General features: G+C 61.7%; 10 protein-coding genes and 1 pseudogene. 5 read left to right on the top strand and 6 right to left on the bottom strand.

Features of this window, described 5'->3' with window-relative positions:
• Nucleotides 1-182: 182 nt before the first annotated feature.
• A pseudogene (locus tag IEX50_RS17065) lies at nucleotides 183-932 on the bottom strand (IS5 family transposase).
• A 181-nt stretch (nucleotides 933-1113) separates the two neighbouring features.
• Nucleotides 1114-2610: a hypothetical protein gene (locus tag IEX50_RS17060; protein ID WP_188699535.1), complete on the bottom strand. Its 1497-nt coding sequence runs from the start codon at nucleotides 2608-2610 to the stop codon at nucleotides 1114-1116.
• Between the two features lie 189 nt (nucleotides 2611-2799).
• On the opposite strand from IEX50_RS17060, the gene IEX50_RS17850 reads away from it, so the two are divergent.
• Both IEX50_RS17850 and IEX50_RS17050 read left to right on the top strand, forming a co-directional pair.
• Nucleotides 2800-3147, top strand: a complete 348-nt coding sequence (locus IEX50_RS17850; RefSeq protein WP_157177960.1) for a LysR family transcriptional regulator — start codon at nucleotides 2800-2802, stop codon at nucleotides 3145-3147.
• Between the two features lie 1099 nt (nucleotides 3148-4246).
• Complete coding sequence (locus tag IEX50_RS17050) at nucleotides 4247-7813, top strand: SIR2 family NAD-dependent protein deacylase (RefSeq protein ID WP_157177959.1); 3567 nt, start codon at nucleotides 4247-4249, stop codon at nucleotides 7811-7813.
• 156 nt (nucleotides 7814-7969) lie between these two features.
• On the opposite strand, the gene IEX50_RS17045 is transcribed toward IEX50_RS17050, so the two are convergent.
• Nucleotides 7970-9004, bottom strand: a complete 1035-nt coding sequence (locus tag IEX50_RS17045) for a hypothetical protein (protein ID WP_157177958.1) — start codon at nucleotides 9002-9004, stop codon at nucleotides 7970-7972.
• A 676-nt stretch (nucleotides 9005-9680) separates the two neighbouring features.
• On the opposite strand from IEX50_RS17045, the gene IEX50_RS17040 reads away from it, so the two are divergent.
• Together IEX50_RS17040 and IEX50_RS17035 are read left to right on the top strand one after the other, a co-directional pair.
• Complete coding sequence (locus IEX50_RS17040) at nucleotides 9681-10040, top strand: hypothetical protein (RefSeq protein WP_157177957.1); 360 nt, start codon at nucleotides 9681-9683, stop codon at nucleotides 10038-10040.
• 112 nt (nucleotides 10041-10152) lie between these two features.
• Nucleotides 10153-10908, top strand: a complete 756-nt coding sequence (locus tag IEX50_RS17035) for a DUF1889 family protein (protein ID WP_157177956.1) — start codon at nucleotides 10153-10155, stop codon at nucleotides 10906-10908.
• Nucleotides 10909-11154: 246 nt separating this feature from the next.
• On the opposite strand, the gene IEX50_RS17030 is transcribed toward IEX50_RS17035, so the two are convergent.
• The 3 genes from IEX50_RS17030 to IEX50_RS17020 are packed head-to-tail and all read right to left on the bottom strand — an operon-like array spanning nucleotide 11155 to nucleotide 14780.
• Nucleotides 11155-13143, bottom strand: coding sequence for a DUF3732 domain-containing protein (locus tag IEX50_RS17030; protein WP_157177955.1), 1989 nt, complete (start codon nucleotides 13141-13143; stop codon nucleotides 11155-11157).
• A 1-nt stretch (nucleotide 13144) separates the two neighbouring features.
• Nucleotides 13145-13627 (bottom strand): three component ABC system middle component, encoded by a 483-nt coding sequence (locus IEX50_RS17610; protein ID WP_221237678.1) that lies wholly within the window; start codon nucleotides 13625-13627, stop codon nucleotides 13145-13147.
• Entirely contained in the window at nucleotides 13617-14780 is a 1164-nt protein-coding gene (locus IEX50_RS17020) for an ABC-three component system protein (RefSeq protein WP_157177953.1), read from the bottom strand. Before IEX50_RS17020 ends, IEX50_RS17610 begins: the two co-directional genes overlap by 11 nt.
• Nucleotides 14781-15257: 477 nt before the next feature.
• Between IEX50_RS17020 and IEX50_RS17015 the strand changes: the two genes are divergently transcribed.
• Nucleotides 15258-15932, top strand: a complete 675-nt coding sequence (locus tag IEX50_RS17015) for a hypothetical protein (RefSeq protein WP_157177952.1) — start codon at nucleotides 15258-15260, stop codon at nucleotides 15930-15932.
• Nucleotides 15933-16060 lie beyond the last annotated feature (128 nt).

The raw sequence follows: 16060 nt of genomic DNA, 5'->3' as shown, positions 1-16060 counted from the left end.
GCCGATCAACGCACTCACCGGAAGCGCCACTACACTGGCAACAACCATGACACCCGAAAGCCTCGATAAACTTCTCGCCGCAAGCGCAAAATATCAGGAAGAAACCGCAAAACTCATCAGGAAATAACAAGACGATCAAGGGGGCAAGGTTAGCAAGAAGGGCTTGGGTCAGGACCCTTTGATCAGAGCCAGAAGATGTTGGGGGCTGCGAGGGCACGGCGGAGAGGAATACCGCTGGCAGTGGTCTTAGCGGGTCGCGACGCGGCCAATCCTTCAGGCGGCCGAGAATGATCTCGATGCGACTGAAACGCCTGTACCGGCCCCTCTCGTATTCGAGGGGTGCCAAGACTTGCGACCTGAGGTGCGGGCCGGATACCCTTGGTCTGCAAGGCATCCCTGAACCAGTCGGCGTCATAGCCCCGATCACCCAGCAGCCATTGCGCCTTTGGCAAATCGTGCAGAAGAGCGGCCGCGCCAGTACAGTCGCTGACCTGACCTGCCGTCATGAAAAAGCTTGAAGGGCGGTCGTTTGCATCGTCGACGCCGTGAAATTTCGTATTTATGCCGCCTTTGGTGCAGCCGATAAACCGCCCGAAACACCTTTCTAACCCGAAGGCTTGATGCTGTCCGGTGCGCCTTCAGGTAAGTCGCGTCGACCATGACGGTCTTCGGCTCGGCGATCGCAGCAGCCAGCCCCCGCATCAGCTGTAGTAAGATGCCCTTTCTCGCCCCGACGCTTCCACCAACTGTACAGCGTCTTGTGTGGGCCGTAATCCTTTAACGCATTGTACCACCTCAGCCCGTTGCAACTGACGAAAACGATGCCGCTCAGCACCCGCCGGTCACCGACCCGCGGCCTCCCATGGCTCCTGGAGGAGTACTGGCTGAAGCCGCGCCATCTGCTGATCCGTCAGCCAGTACAGGTCGCTCATACCCAGTCTCGTTGCGGAGCCTGAATCAGATCGCGACGCTCACATCAATGGATCCTGACCCTAGACTGAATGCGCGCCGCGCAATTGGCGACGAAGGAGTTAAGGGCAATTCTTAGAAGTGAACATAGATTCAGTATAAGCAGAAAGGATTGTTCTCAAAACGGATAAAGATTATCTGAACTTACCGGGATTTGACACGCCCAGCATCGTTTGACTTCAGCATTGTCACGATGCCCTCATCCGCCGTCAAATCGCCGTCATTGACCATGACGGTCCCGACGCCGACGCGTTCCGCTAATTCGCGGAACCGTTGCCGCAGGCGTGGCAAATGCTCAGAAGCGGATCCCTTTCGCGCAGCGCTCTCAAGGACGACGGGGTCACCGAAGACCAGCTCCAGGCCGTCCTTCCCCTCCCGCTGATCGAGGCAGGGACGTCTGATGATCGCTGTGAAGGTAAAATCACCAAGGACCACGTGCACGTAGCCTAGCAGATTGCGGCACCGTACCGGGTCAGGAAACCCGGTTTCGAGGACCGTGACGAGCGTTACGTCGCCGTCTGACACCCACTCAACGAATGTTGTCAAGTTTTCAACGTTCGAAGCGAGGTCGTCCAAGCTGAGTTGGGGATGATCTGCCTGCCGCGGTATGGCGCTCAACGGCTTCAACACCGCAGTGAACCAGTCGAACCACTCGTCCGCCTCAAACGGCATATCGAGCACCTTGCTTCCAACTGGCTCGAAGCCATCGACGTCTAGGATTACCGTAAGCGCCGATCTGCCTGCTACGTGCAGGGTGGTCAATGCCAGCTGGTCCTGAAGAGCCGCCCGGCTATCGCCGGCATGGTGGTAATTGACTTCCAGACGGCCGCCCTCGTCTAACGACGCTTTTACAAACGGTGACACGAAGCTAGCGCGCGCGCCTGCGCCCGGTAATTTGAAACTGCGAAACTCGCCAGCGAAGCAAGCCGTCATCCCGTTCGTCCCCTGGATCGTCAGGCGGGCCGGCGTGGGATGCGCGCGAACCTCGATGCGGTCCGGCGCGCCGGTGAAAAGCGGGTCCCCGGCAGCTATGTCGAAGCGCTCGCGCCGGATTGTGACGTCCGTTGGTTTAAAATCAGCATGGAGGCCAAGCGCGTGGTCTATGAAACTTCGAACTTCGGACGCAGGGAAGCGAATAACGCCCCTGATCCCGCCTTGCTCATAGCCCAGCGTTTCTCCAAGCATGCGTTTGGTCTCGCCATGGTCGTCAGGCTTCGCATCGATGGTTTCCTTGATCCAACTCGCCAGCTGGCCTGTGTGCTCGTCGGCCGGCGAAAATGAAATTGCGAACTCAATGCGGTTCAGCGCACTCTGGCCGTCTCGTTCGGCCTCACGTGCTCGCTTGAGAGTTGCCCCCATTAGACCCGTGTCGAACTCGCGTACAAACTGGCGGATCGATAGCCCGTCTCGGCTCTCGTGAAACAGAACCACAAAGCAAGGATCGGTTTCCTTCGTAAACCGCAGCGCGTTAACGAGCTTTACCCGCGTTGACGGGCTACCGCCCCTCTTAGACTTAATCTGAACGCGCGCTGTCGCGCTACCTCGTTGCTCGTCATGCGCGATCCCGGACATTCGGACACGGTCAAACTCGACGAGATAATCCCAACCGAACCGGTCGATGATCGCCTTGTTCGCGGTCAATCCGTCGGCCGCGCAGAGGGCAACGAACTGAGCCTCAGCCCAGTTCGGAAAGTCGCTAATTCTCAAAATCTCATCCCGGGGCGTCTGCGGGCTGCCGACGAAACACCCTTTCTTACTTCAGGCGCGCGTTCGGCGACAAGTCCGAACGAGCACTTGCGCAAACGCGAGCCATAACTTGCGTTCTAGGCGATGAGCACGGCAGAAAGTAATCAATACCGTCGCGGTAAGGCGCATTGGCGATTGCGCGACTGCCCTCCAGACGCCAGCGTGCAATCGCGCCTGTCTTGCGGGCTGTCGCTGATATTATCAAACCTTGTTCACAACCGGTTCGCGAATCGCAAGACGACTGTGTTCGTCCGCGCGGCGGAACTTAGCAGTCTAGCGCGTGCGGCGCGCGAGCTGACGCTGTCGGGGCCCGCGGTCTCACGGATGATCCCCTGCACTAGAGGCCGGGCTTGGCGCGACTCTTTTGAGTGCACCACCCGCAGCCTCTCGTTCACTTACGCCGGTGCGCTTTATCTCGAACGCACACGATAATAGATCGCAGAGATGGAAGAAGCGGAGTAGGCCGCTCGTGGGGTAGACACCTAAACAGCATCATACGCCTTGCCATGCCGTTGCTTTGCGGTGCGCGCGTTTATCCCTGCGCTGGCTACGTTCCTGGCGCTGCATCCGGGTCTGTGGGCATAAATATCGAGGAGCGACGCGGGCCAAAACCTCATCGTGGACGGGATCGATGTCGCCATTCGCCTGGGCGTCGGGCCGCTGGACGACTTCACCTCCGCACCTGCAAGCTTGCGCTGGCCAAAAGACTGGTCGTCCCTGCCCCCCGCCCCTCTCACCGTTCGTGGCACGCCTGCCAATCCGTCCGAGCTCGCCGACTATGATCGTATCGTTCAGCACGGTCCTTTTGGTCGCGAAAGCTGGCGCTTCAGGCGATCAGGCCCCTCACTACCGTTGATGTTCAAGCGAGGCTCTGAATAAACTCGGCACTAGGTGTTTTGGCGGCCGTAGTAACGGAGGTGAGTATTGTGCTGGCGAGCCGCCTCATGAGGAAAGGGGAAATTCGCGCTCGCCAACTCAAACGGTTGCTGGCATCCTCGCGGTCTATTCAGGCGCGTTCTGCGCGGTTTATCTGGCGCGATCGAGGAATTTACCCATGCTTCGGGCAGTTGCGGATCACCTCGCCTGTCGTTCAATGCTCAAGACTAACTAGCACTGCAGAACTTGCAGTCGCAACCGATCGGCGGACGGCGAAGCGCCCTACCCGCTTCTCAACTCCGGTCCTTCATTCATGGTTTGGGCGATTCATGCCGGTCAGTGCCGCTAACAGTACGCAAGGGCAGGATCAGGCAACGGAAAAGCGCCCGACCCTAGAAGCAAGCACCATGCCCCCTTGAAACTCGTCGCCGCGTTTTCTGTCGATGTTATGTGCCGGTGCTTGAGCTGTCCGGCCAGTCCTCAGCGATCGCATGAGCATTTGGCCGCATTTTGAACGCGCCTCGACACATCGGAAGGAAGTTCTGTGGCGCCGGCATCACCGACTGCAACTGGTCAGGTTTCTCATATTTTATGATGAATTCTACGCCGCCGCGCTCCTGTCGCGTAATCTTCGTGAACGCCCTATAGTTGAGCGATGAAACGCGAAACCGAAACTTTTCTGGCAAAGCTGTCCGCCATTCCAGACTATCCGGCGCTGCGCGACGTGCAAAATGCGCTCTGGGCAGTAGGGGAGGCACGTGGTGCGGCGGTTATGGTCGGCGCTGGCTTTAGTTTGAACGCCGAACGAGCCTCCGGATCGACCCCCGCGCCGCCGCTGTGGCGCGACTTTACGCGGCGCATGACGGCCGACCTTTATGCATCGTCCCCGGAGGACGCGAACACCGATCCACTCCGGCTAGCCGAAGAGTATCGAGCCGCTCTCGGACAGCCTGCGCTCGACGCGATGATCAGGGAGCTAGTTCCCGACCGCCTATGGACGCCCGGCGGTCTCCACCGAGAGTTGCTGTCACTCCCTTGGGCGGATGTGCTGACGACTAACTGGGACACCTTACTAGAGCGAGCCGCCGCCGAGGATCACGATCGCGCTTACGAAGTCGTGGAGACCGTCGAAGCGATCGCCAGAACGCGCTCGCCACGAATCGTGAAGCTTCACGGCACTTTGCCGTCGCACACGCCCTTCATCTTTGCAGCCGAGGACTACAGAACTTACCCGCGCCACTTCTCGCCCTTCGTCAACCTGGCTCAGCAGGTGATGCTCGAGAATGAGATGGTGCTGATCGGCTTCTCGGGCGACGATCCGAACTTCCTGCAGTGGGCAGGATGGGTGCGCGACCAGCTGGGAGCGAGCGCTAGACGCATTAGACTGATCGGTGTTCTGGGCCTGACCGCAGCCCGTCGCCGTCTTCTAGAAAGCCAGAACGTCACTCCGATCGATTTGGAACCGCTAGTACGTGAGATCGATCCTGCAGACCGCCAACGCGTCGCTACGGAGGTCCTACTTGCCTCGCTGCGGAATGCTAAGCCCGAGCCGCCGCATCGATGGAACTTACATGGCGAGCGCAGCGGCGACGAACATGATGAGATGGAGCCTGCGCGCTTAATCAGTATCTGGAGTGCCAGCAGACGGGCCTATCCGGGCTGGCTACTGGCTCCGCCCCGCCACCGATACCAGATCAGGTTCGCCATGGAACGCCAACTGGCACGTCTGGAAGCGGCGTTCGACCAGTTGGACACAAGGCTTCGTGCCGGGCTTGCACGCGAAATCGTTTGGCGTTGCGATGTCTCGCTTTGGGATCTGCCGATCTGGGTCGCTACCGCGTTGCCCGGACTCGTCACCGACCCTGCTAGCGGCTACGACCGACGCACCCGGCTGGAGGTAAACCTGTCGCTGGCGTCGCACGCACGCCGACGCCGTGATCGCGATCAATTTGAGCAATTCTGCTCGGCCGCAGAGGCGGAGGCGCAATCGGCTGACGATAATGCGTCGATCGCTTACGAACGCTGCATCGAGGCCCGAGACCGGCTGGACTACGACATCGTGTCCGGCCTACTGCCCGGAGTCCGCGGCACTGATCCAGCTTGGACGCTGCGGCGAGCGTCCCTACAGGCCTTCATGCGTGAACGCCGTCGGGCAGTGACCACTGCGCGCGAAGCACTTCAGGAGCTACGCCGGCGGCGGACGCGTGACCGCACCTCCGTGTGGCTGATCTCCCGGGAAGCCTGGGCACATCTTGCCGTCAAACAAGGCTGGCTAGACCTGCCGGAAGAGGAGGCTGACCATGGGGAGTGGCCACACCGCTACAGGGAGCACAGCTGCGACCCTTGGGATGAACTTACCCACTTCGATCAGGAGTTGCAGAAGCAGGATCGGCGGGACGGCCCCGGTTCCGCGGTCGCTGAACCGCGGTTCGAGCCCGGTGTACGGTTGCGCAACCACGGCTTGGGTGGCTGGTTGAGTTCAGCGAACTTGCGCGCGCATGATGAAATGTCCAGAGCCGTCGACATGGCGGGCTTCATCCGCTTGCCCGGTGTCGACGTCATTGAGGAACGTCTTCAGCGCGCGGCGCTCATGCTAGGCGAGGAGGAGTGCGACAGTTGGTCGGTTCTCCGGACTGTCCGCGACTGGTCAAAGGGCCTAATTAACGAACGTTTTAATCGGGTAGCGGTTGCCCGCATGCAAAGCGACGTGGTCGAACGCCAGATCCAGGCGCTAAGGCTAGCGGTGGAGTTTGGTCGCGCCCGACTTCAACCAGGTGCGGGTATCGACGGCGAACGGCATAACCACTGGGTCGAGCAAATCAGGAGACTAATGGAGCTCCTGTCGCGACTGACGTTGCGCCTCGACACGGACAGTGCAGTCGAAATGTTCGAATGGGCACAGGGCCTTACGCTCGATGCCGCACTTAACCACTGGTGGCTATTTGAACCGCTCGGCAACCTTCTCAACCGTTCATTCGACGCGATCGACCCTGCCGCCAGGGATCAGCAGACGCTACGCATCCTGCAGATCCCGTTGCCGGGCGAACGTGGCGATCAAACAATGGAAAGCTACTGGCCCGAACTTGTGCAGAGGCTCGACGGTAGTGGTTCAAGCGTTGATCGCCACGGCTCGGCGTGGCGGGGCCGCGTGACGGCAACAATTTCCGCGATCCAAACAAATACTGGCCTCGCGCGCTCGCGGGGTATTCTCCGTATTTACGTCCTGAGCAAGCGGGGGCTGCTGAGTTCCGCAGAAGCAGAAGAAGCGGCGGCCGCACTCTGGGCGAACGTAGACCATGAAAAGCCACATCTGCCCCCCGCGCAGGAACTCATGTCTCACATATTCCTTGACCTGCCGGAGCCAAGCCCCGGGCTAGCGGACCGGGCGTTCCGTGCTGACGTTGTCGAACGCATTCTCTGTGGAAGCGCTTCGCACATCGATTTCGAGTCACTGGGCGGTGCGGCCAATGCCGCTAGACCCTTGAATCTTTCGAGCCAGGAAGCCGAGACTATTGCTGCGCTACTGCTGGCTTGGGAACCTTCGGACGCAAGCAGGCAGTTCGTATTGTATAATCGCGAGGAAGCGTTCGGTCGGGCTCATGCGCTGGCGCGCGCAGTTCTCCCTGCAATTTCAGACCTCGGAGCGACCGACGAACTTGCGAAACAAGTGCTCGCGATGGCCAGGCGTGCACCGGCCTTTCTCGAAACGCTCCCCATACTGGCACAACGCCATCCGGCTTCCGCTGAGCATGCGTATCGCGAGATCCGACGGGCCATGGGCTCGCGAGACGTCGAGACCGCCTACTCGGCTTGGCGGGCTATCTACGCGTGGATCAAGCTGGACCAAGACGGAGTGCTCGCGCTCCCCGGAGCGCTGCCGGCGGACGTGGTCGCGTCCGTAGCGGCTAGGCGGGAGCCAGCACTGCTGCCCGCCCTGCAACGGGCGGAAGAACTCATTTTGAGTGATCGGATGGATAATCGGGGGCATGAGTTCGTCGTCGAAGCGCTCGATATTTTGCACTCCGACACGGCCTATTCCAATCAGGAGCGGGAAGGCTTGCGCGCAGACACTCTTACCATGGTGCGCGCGGCTTGCGTACGGCTTGCGAACGCGCTGGCCGTGAAGGGAGTGTCGGACGACGTGGTGGCAAGGTGGCTCGACGAGGCTCCTGACGATCCCCTTCCGGAAGTTCGATACGCTCTCGCATTAAAACCCGATTGAGCGCCAATGACGCGATGAGCACTGACCCAGTATCAGACGGTAACGCGCCCCTCTTCCCCTCCCAACTTCACGTACATTCATATCCGCGATATTCTTGCTTTTGACGTTCGACTGGCTCGCGAAACGCCGCACAGACCGCGATATGGCCGCCCACTCTCAACTCGCGCGGTAAGCGCACGTAACAAGTTTCGCTTGCCGCTTTCCGACCGAATTGTTTCTGCTCGCCTCTTGCGTGACCAGCATGTTGCGCACGTCCCGATAGCTCGTCGGCCGCGTCACGCAGCGTATTTCACCGGTTACAAGATTATGCCCGACTTTTGGATCGCTAATCTGAAAACTGACTTTGAGTCCGCTAGTTATGACGGCGGCGCCGGGAAGACCGACGGTGTACCAGATGTTCGATCGGGTTATCGACGTCCCACCCCGATCGTCGATCGCAACGCGCAGAATGAGGGGCACCTGATCAAAGCCGTTGGCCGCCAGCTGCGCAGCGGAGACGATCGCCGGCGTACCTTTCTCGGCCGACGTGATCCCCGCAACGAATTTGTCGATCGTGTCGATCATCGCTTTGTGGCCGTCGCTGTCACACTGCCGATTGGCATCGGTCCAGCTTTGCAAATCCGTCAGGAGGACAAACGTCCGGTTCGTGGCGGGATCAATCGCAAGCCTGTCGTTGAGTATGATCAGCCAGTCATTGCTGGCTTTCTCTGGGGCTGCTCGTGGTGAAGCGAGATTGACCCACTTGGGTTGCTTCGCCCCTCCCATTAAGATTGCATTGACCAGCCTCCGATCCTCTGCGCTCAGCTTGATCGCCCCAACGCTGACATCGCTCGCAAGTGCGGCCACGATGTCGGTACGCGCGAGCCCAAATCTCTTCGTGTCGCTGGAGCTGGCTTCTCCCGCGAAAAGTCGCCCCAGCCCACTCGTCGTGGTTTGCTCGACAACGATCGGGGCCTTGCGACATCCCGCCTCTGGCAGCGCATAGGCTCTAGTCTTGAGCGCCTGCATGCGCTGTACCACCCAAAGCGTCATTGAAAAATCGACGGTGTCGTCTTTGACGAGCACGAGCACCGCGCGATTGCCGTTCATGGTGCGCACCGATTCAGCGATTTGTCGAATGGCTGCGCCCGCTCTCAGCATGGCGTCGCTATCGAGTAACGACGCCTCTATTGCTCCAGCACCGTCGCCCATCGTCGTCTTCCCGCTCGCCGCGACAATGCCCAGCCCCGCAGCGATACCAGTCTTCGCTACATCGTTATCGGCATGCGCAGGCGTGCTTACGCCAGTCAGTGCAGCGCAAGCGCATATGAACTTCCTTTTAGATGTTAGAGCCACGACACTTCCCCCGAAATGCTGATCCGCCAACCCCTTGGCTGAGTGAACCTATATCAGCTTCGCGGCGCGTCCGCCTCGTCTTTTCCTATTAGTCCGAATGGGTCCGAATAAATACCAACCGAAAAATCTCTCATTCTACTGCAGAGCGCAGCCAATGATGGCTTTTTTGACTGAGCTGAATAGAATGACGTGGTCTAATTGACCCATAATACGGCGCTCAGCCCGCCCGGTTCGCTTCCAAAAATTAGACATCCGTTCAGGCGGCCGGATGGTCTGACGCCGCCGATGATCGGCCCCTTGCGCTCGTACGAAAAGAGCTCGCCGCCTTCCAGCAACGGAGAAGAGGTCGGAATCACGCGCTCTTCCACGCGCCGATCAAAGTCCGGCCACATCCTTCACCAGAAGCAGGTGGGAAACAGGCGAGCGGGCTGCCGAGGATGTTCGTCGCTGCGCGACGTTGGCCGCGGCTGACCTTGCCCGCGACCGTTCGACTACCAATATCAGCGATTAACAGGGGAAGGTGGCGACAATTATGATCGACGTATTCGAAGCTCTATTGAAGGGGGACGCGACGTATCCGGCCGCCTTCATGCGAGCGAAGGTATTTTGGGACGAGTTCTTCGCCGAACATTCGGGCGTTGGTGACGCCGAGTTGAAGACGGCGGTCGAGGGCGCCCAGATCCCTTTTCAATGGGCCATGGAGGAGGTTGGCCTGACGGCTCCTTTCGCCAAGGGCATCATGGCCGTGACCTGCGTCGGTTCGCTATATGACGACGGTTTTGCAGCCCCTGAGCTTGCCGCTCGCGTCGTCGAAGCCATGCGGACGAGCAGGTCGCTGAGCCTCGGCATCGGGTCATCCGCCGAAGAGGTCAGTCGGCTATATCAGCTCTGATCATAGTCTGGAGGCGACCGACCGGCCCCCGATTTCCGGTTTCCCGAACAAGCGCGCGGCCGATCGTATGTCCGGTGCGAGCAAGCGGCGAAGCATAGTTGTAGAGCAAGATATGCCTAATCCGATCCGCGTGGTCGTTCCGATCGATTCAATGGACCCGGAGTCCTGGAACTACGCCGTCGGGTATGTGCAGAAGATCGCCTCGGAGGCCTCGCCAGCCGTAACGGACGTCATCCTGCTGACTCACACGAAGGATGTGCTCACCCGTTCCTCGCTCGCGGGATTCATCGGTGCGGCGCCAGCCAAAGCTCTGGCCAAGGGCACCAGGGTCGGCTTCGGGTCGGGAGCGACGCTCCGTCATGAGACGCTCCGCACGCTCGGCTACTCGGCGAGGAATGCAGTCGTCATCGCGTTTTACGCAGACGACGCTATGCTCGAGAAGATCGATGGCCTTCGCGACCTGACCGCCGTCGTTGCCGTGCCCGATTTCGAGGATTCTATTGATAAGTGGCGGCACCGCTGGAACCCGAACGTTCATGGCGAAGCGCAGGCGCCAGCGGCTCCCCTGATCGCGGATCCGGTTGTCGTGAAGGCCCTCGAGACGATCACCGCGCTCTGCAACATGTCGCACGGGATGCTTATCCAGCGCGACAAGGATCACGCGAGCGAGAATCTTCGGATTCTCCGCGCCAAAGGGCACGCTTTGGACGCCGAAACGATTAAGTCTTGGGCGATCAGCAAGGGCTGGCACCCGGGCGCCGCTGACGATCTGGGCAAAGTCGCGGACAAGATCTCACGCCTGAAGACGAAACCCAGCATCTCGGGCTTCTACGAGCCCGAGGCTCGATATGCGCGTTGGAAGAGCTGAGATCCTGACCGGCATAGCCAGATGACCCAATTGTGGACCTCCACGAGCGACTCAGCGCTTCCCCGAAGCGGTCATCCGTTCATGTGTGTGTCGCATCCATCGAGCACCGCCTGCTTGTCGCTCAGGATGACGGGGTCGTAGGCGGTGGGGTCGAGCTTGCGCGCATCGGACTCGTCTGGTCTCCGCTGATCCCGTCGGTAAGGGCGGCTCGGATCGTGGCTTTCCCTTGCAGCGACATCAAAGAACCTAGGGAGCCGCCGCGATCCACTCCTCAGGGATCAGGAAGTCCCGATCGTCGCGCCAGTTCTGGACCTCCCTCACGTCGTCCTCGCCGCTCCACGCGTTGTGGTCAGCATGATCGACGACGATGATCTGAAGCTGCCCGTCGAAGCTGTTGTAGGCTCGCGAGAGCGCGGCGAAGATGCGTCGGGTGCGCGCCATGTCGTCCGCCGGGGGAACGCCGGTCCGCCCCGGCCGCACGCGCTCGCGTCCCTGAAGCGCATCCTCGTAGGAGTCATTCGGAAAGTAGACCTGCGTCGGCTGATCGATAACGAGGAACGTCGGGACCGGGCTCTGCTCACCTCGCTGCATGACGACCCCGTGGATCGCGAGCAGCGCCGCGAGATGGTAGGCCATCCAGTTCTCGCCTCCTCCGATCTCCCACAGCGAGTCCGCCCGACCTCCATCCTCCCGCTGGAACCTTAACGTGAGCTCGTTGAAGTCGAGGAAGGGATAACCGTCGGCGCCCTGCACGCCCATACCTTCGACGAAGCGGGACACGTAGCTGGAGACCTTGCGCGACACCTCCTCGCGTCTGCGATCAAGCGCGTCCTGGTCCAGCTCCTCACGCAGCTCCGCCATCCTGTCGAGAAGTAGGCGGCGCCGCGCTTCCAAACCGCCCTCGCCGTCCACCGCCTCCAGCATGGTGAGCGCCTGCTCGGTTCCTCCCAGAAAGCGATAGACCGCCTCGAGCGTTTGGTCGCGCCCCTGTTCAACGCCCACCGCCGCCTCGGCCGCCTGCATAGTCTGCTGGACGGCGGTGATCTCCCGTTCGTCGTCGGCGAGGCTGCGCTCCAAGCCGGCGATTTCGGCGTCCACCATGGGAAGAGCGTCGCGCGTGCCGCCCACCAGCGACTCGACGTCGAGCGCGCTTTCCTCCAGCCTGTTCAGCATGTCGCGGCTCTGATCGCTCGAGGAGCCGCACAGGATGCAGTCGTCCGACACAATCGCCTCTCGGAACCAGCCCCTGCCAGCGACATGCTCCCGCTGCTGGTCCAGCGCCGATCTGTAGTCGCGCGCGGAGCGCCTCAGGCCTCTCAGCCGACGCAAACGGCGACGCCTCTCCGCCATCCGTGACGCAATCGTCCGCTCCTGCGCCGATAGGGCCTCGAGCCTGCCGGTCGCGGCGCTGACGCGGCCCGAGGCGCTCGAGACCAAGCGGCTGGGCCCGGTTAACTCGCGGAGCACCGAGAGGAGGAGGGGAAGACTCGTGGGTGGTTCGCCTTCGGGCAGCAGGCCGAGTTCCTGCGCACGCAGAAAGGTGCCGTTGGCGTTAGCCCGCCAGGTCTCGATGCCCTTCCGCCTCGCCGCGAGTTCGGCGGCGACCCGGCGCTCCTCCTGGCCGAGAAGGTTCAAGGCGTGGGTCCGGGCCAGGTCCTTGTTAGTGACGATCCCGAGCGCGAGCGGCAGGACCCGGCGCAGCTTGTCCCGGTGGGCGGAGGAATCGGCCTTGTAGAAGAGCGTGTACGGGTTGGCGACGACGTGCTGCGGCAGGAAGTTCAGGGAAATTATGTCACGGAAGCTCGCGCGACCGGCGCTGGTGTCTTCGGGATCGATGGTCAGGTCGGAAAGGCCCGACAGACGATTGAGCAGGCGTTTCACGTCGTCCGTGGTGGCCTTCGGATAGGGCAGCTCGAGTCCCGACCGCTCGCCCTCGGCGGTCCAGTAGACGTCCGACACCTGCCTGCCGTCGGGTCTTCGCCGGGCGAGGTGCAGCGGCCCGTCCGCGGTCTCGAGTTCGAGCTCATACCACGACGCGAGATCACGGATGACGCCGACGGGGATCGCGCAGCGACCCGAGCCGAGCACGTAGTCAATGATCGCAGCGACGGCCGACTTGCCCGTCGAACTCCACCCTGAGATCACGCTAATCCCGTCCGAGCTGAACTTGATCGAACGCGGGTCGAGGCTCGGGTCGTTGGGCCAGACGACTAGGCGGCGGATGTGCAGTCTCATGTCAGAAGGCAACCCCCAGGCGGCCGGCGACGACGGGTAGATCGTCGACTGCGAACCAAGCACCCAGACGCTTGCCAGCGGCCAGCACGAGGCGGGCCTCGCCGTTCATCGCCCTGATTTCCCTGGGCAGGTCCGCGCCGAGCGCCCGGCATCGCAGACCCGGCTCCATGACAAGAAGCCGCGTGGACGCACCCAGCTGGACGGCACGAAGCACGTATGGAAGGTGCTCCTCGACCCGCGCCTGCAGCCCAGCCACCATTTCGGGTCTGTCAGCGATCGCCTTCAACATGCCGCTGTCAAACTTCATGCGCCCGATCCTGTCGGCAGTCGACCTGTTGAGGAGCATGCCTCCAGCCAAGGCCAGATGGTGCAGCAGCGGCGGCTGGTCCGCCTTGGCGCGAGCGTACGAGTTAGCCACGTGCCAAAGAGCGCGTGCGACCAGCGCCGGGTTGCGAAGGACCGTTTCCTCATGGTCAGGCCGCATCCTGTCCCTTTCGGGGCGACGCTGAGGGCAGCCACCATACGCGGTCGTCGTCGGCCAGGCGATGGTAGTGCCCCGACGTCATGTAGAGTTCTCCGCAGGGCTCATCCGCCAGCGGCTCCAAGTGTGCGAAGGTCGTTCTGGCAAGGATGAGCATGCCCAAGTCCCGGCCCCGCAGTTCGGGCCTGTCGATGGCGGCCATGCGTGCAGTGTTGGTCCAGCGCTCGCTCAGGCGGTCAGACCTGCCGTCCCACTCGCGGTCGGGCACCTCGCCCTCACCGACGAGGCGGTGGCGCTCGTCCGCGAACTGCAGGAAGTGCTGCACGGCGTCCAGCACGACGTCCTCGTCCGCGCCCACGTCGGAGAGGTGAGACACGAAGCGCCTAGTCATGGCGGAGGCCGCTTCAGCGGGATCGACCGCAACGTCGCGTGAGGCGCGTGGAAGAAGACGTCGGCGGCCGATGGTGCGCTGGATCTGGGCGGCGTGGACGAGGCAGGCCGTCCGGGAGACGATCCCCGGCAGGCCTCTACGCCACCTGCCCATCAGTTCGGAGGTCACCCAGCCCAGCATATTCTCCACAACCAAGTCGCGATCAACGCGGGGATCCAGGCCGAGGCCGTTGGCCACGGACGCCCTGAGCGCGGTCCAGTCGCCCGTCCGATCCACGATCTCCATGCGGCCGACGAGGTCCGCCAGTTCGTCGTCGGTCGACGCCAGCACGTTGTCGATCATGGTCTGCGTCTTCGAACGCCGCGTGGAGGCGCCCGCAGCGCGCAACCGGGCGACTGCCTCGTCCGCGCCAATGGAGCCGGCCGCGACGCCGCGCACGGCGTCCGCGACCGATCCCGCCGCCACCGAGTTCGTGACCAGCAGATAACGCCCGCTGCGGATGCCGGCAGATCTCTGCCGTTTCCATATCTGCAGCGTGCGCCAGAGGCCCGGACTGCGGTCACCGAAGGCAGCCGCGCCGGAACTGAGGGAGTGCTTGTCCTGCTCCTGCGTCAGGATCATGCCGTTGCGGTGGACGGAGACGTCGTCGGCCCATTCGACCGCGACCGAGTCATCGGCGTCTGCGACGCTGAGGTGATACAGCGCCCGTTCGATCTGGTAAATGTAGCCCGCCGACTGCGGCGCGGCTGTGGCTGACGCCTTCAATCGATTCTCCCCGTTGAACGACAGTCTGCGCGACCGTGTAGCAATTGCAAGAGCGCGCCCATGATCGAGGAAAAAAGCTAGCGTCCCGTCCGCGCCATCGGTTGTTCGCAAGGACTCGGCGTGTGATTTATTGCGATCATCGGGACGCCGAGCCGACCCAATGTATATTCGTCGCTGGACCAGCTGTTTGAAAAAGCTGCGACGACCCAATTTTGGTCATTTGAGACGTCTGGTGCGGTGCTCGACGTCCGCCATTCGCTCATCGCGATATGCTGCAGCCAGCTTCGATCAAAGCTGGCTACAATAACGGCTGGGTTTGTGTACGACCGTGGAATAATTGGGGGGTATCGAAGCCGGATAAGGATGTTGCGACGCTAGAAGGGCACGCGATGCGGCTCTCCAACTTTGTGCTCAAGCGCGAATGGGAGCGATTGAAGTGGACAAAGTGACCGATACAAGCGCGCTTAGGGAGCCAACATGAGCCTGATCCACCAGATCACCAGCGGCATGGTAGGATGGCTCACGTACGAGCAGATGCGCTCCGGTGTCGACAACCTCAACGAGGCGCGGCTAGGCCCACCGCTCGAATGCATTGCGGACGGGAGGGGCTACGAGGCAAAGGCGGAGTTCCCGCTGCCCAGGACAGCCGGCAGCACGGGCAGCCCGCAGCGCATCGACTTCCTCATGGTCAACCGCGAGCGGCAGGTCGTTGTCGCTCTCGAGACGAAGTACAAGAAAGCTGGGCGGCGGATGCAAGGCGGACTGGGGATCGACGCCGCCAAGCTGCACGGTCTGACGCTGAACTCAATCGATGCGCAGATCGCTGCGGGCCAGGGCGGCCGCATCACCGCTCCAGTCGCGGGTTTTCAACTTGTGCGAGCTGTGCTGGTGGTTTGGCACAAGACCGCGATCATGGAGCAGCTCCGGCGAGAGCCGATCCTCATACAGAAGCAGTTCATCGATCTCGTGGCAGCGCTGCTTCCCGACGATGTCGAGCCTACTAGTCGGAACTTCAGCAGGGCCATGCTTGGAGACCTCGCGACCAAACCAGTGGCCCGGGCCTCTGGGTCGCTCAGGGCCGGATCGACAGTGACCCACAAGCGGTTCTGGGTTGCGAGCCTAACGCATCGAGCGGACTGGGCACGGCTCTGAAGACCCAATCCCGGCCATTCACGCGCGCTATCCCCCTGCCGAAAACCTGCCGCTCGTTCATCTGATATAATCTGCCTCTCCGGCGAGCCGACACGTCGCAGGCGACCGCGCGCTGTCCACGCCGCGCA

The organism is Sphingomonas prati, assembly GCF_014643515.1.
GTDB lineage: Bacteria > Pseudomonadota > Alphaproteobacteria > Sphingomonadales > Sphingomonadaceae > Sphingomonas_R > Sphingomonas_R prati.
Note: the sequence above shows the minus strand (reverse complement) of the source record. Positions and strands in the feature narration are given on the sequence as shown.

Excerpts from the sequence above, each read along its gene's own strand:
- IEX50_RS17050 (WP_157177959.1), top strand. The coding sequence starts at position 4,247 with ATGAAACGCGAAACCGAAACTTTTCTGGCAAAGCTGTCCGCCATTCCA.
- IEX50_RS17030 (WP_157177955.1), bottom strand. The coding sequence starts at position 13,143 with ATGAGACTGCACATCCGCCGCCTAGTCGTCTGGCCCAACGACCCGAGC.
- IEX50_RS17035 (WP_157177956.1), top strand. The coding sequence starts at position 10,153 with ATGCCTAATCCGATCCGCGTGGTCGTTCCGATCGATTCAATGGACCCG.
- IEX50_RS17850 (WP_157177960.1), top strand. The coding sequence starts at position 2,800 with ATGAGCACGGCAGAAAGTAATCAATACCGTCGCGGTAAGGCGCATTGG.
- IEX50_RS17045 (WP_157177958.1), bottom strand. The coding sequence starts at position 9,004 with ATGGGCGACGGTGCTGGAGCAATAGAGGCGTCGTTACTCGATAGCGAC.
- IEX50_RS17610 (WP_221237678.1), bottom strand. The coding sequence starts at position 13,627 with ATGCGGCCTGACCATGAGGAAACGGTCCTTCGCAACCCGGCGCTGGTC.
- IEX50_RS17015 (WP_157177952.1), top strand. The coding sequence starts at position 15,258 with ATGAGCCTGATCCACCAGATCACCAGCGGCATGGTAGGATGGCTCACG.
- IEX50_RS17040 (WP_157177957.1), top strand. The coding sequence starts at position 9,681 with ATGATCGACGTATTCGAAGCTCTATTGAAGGGGGACGCGACGTATCCG.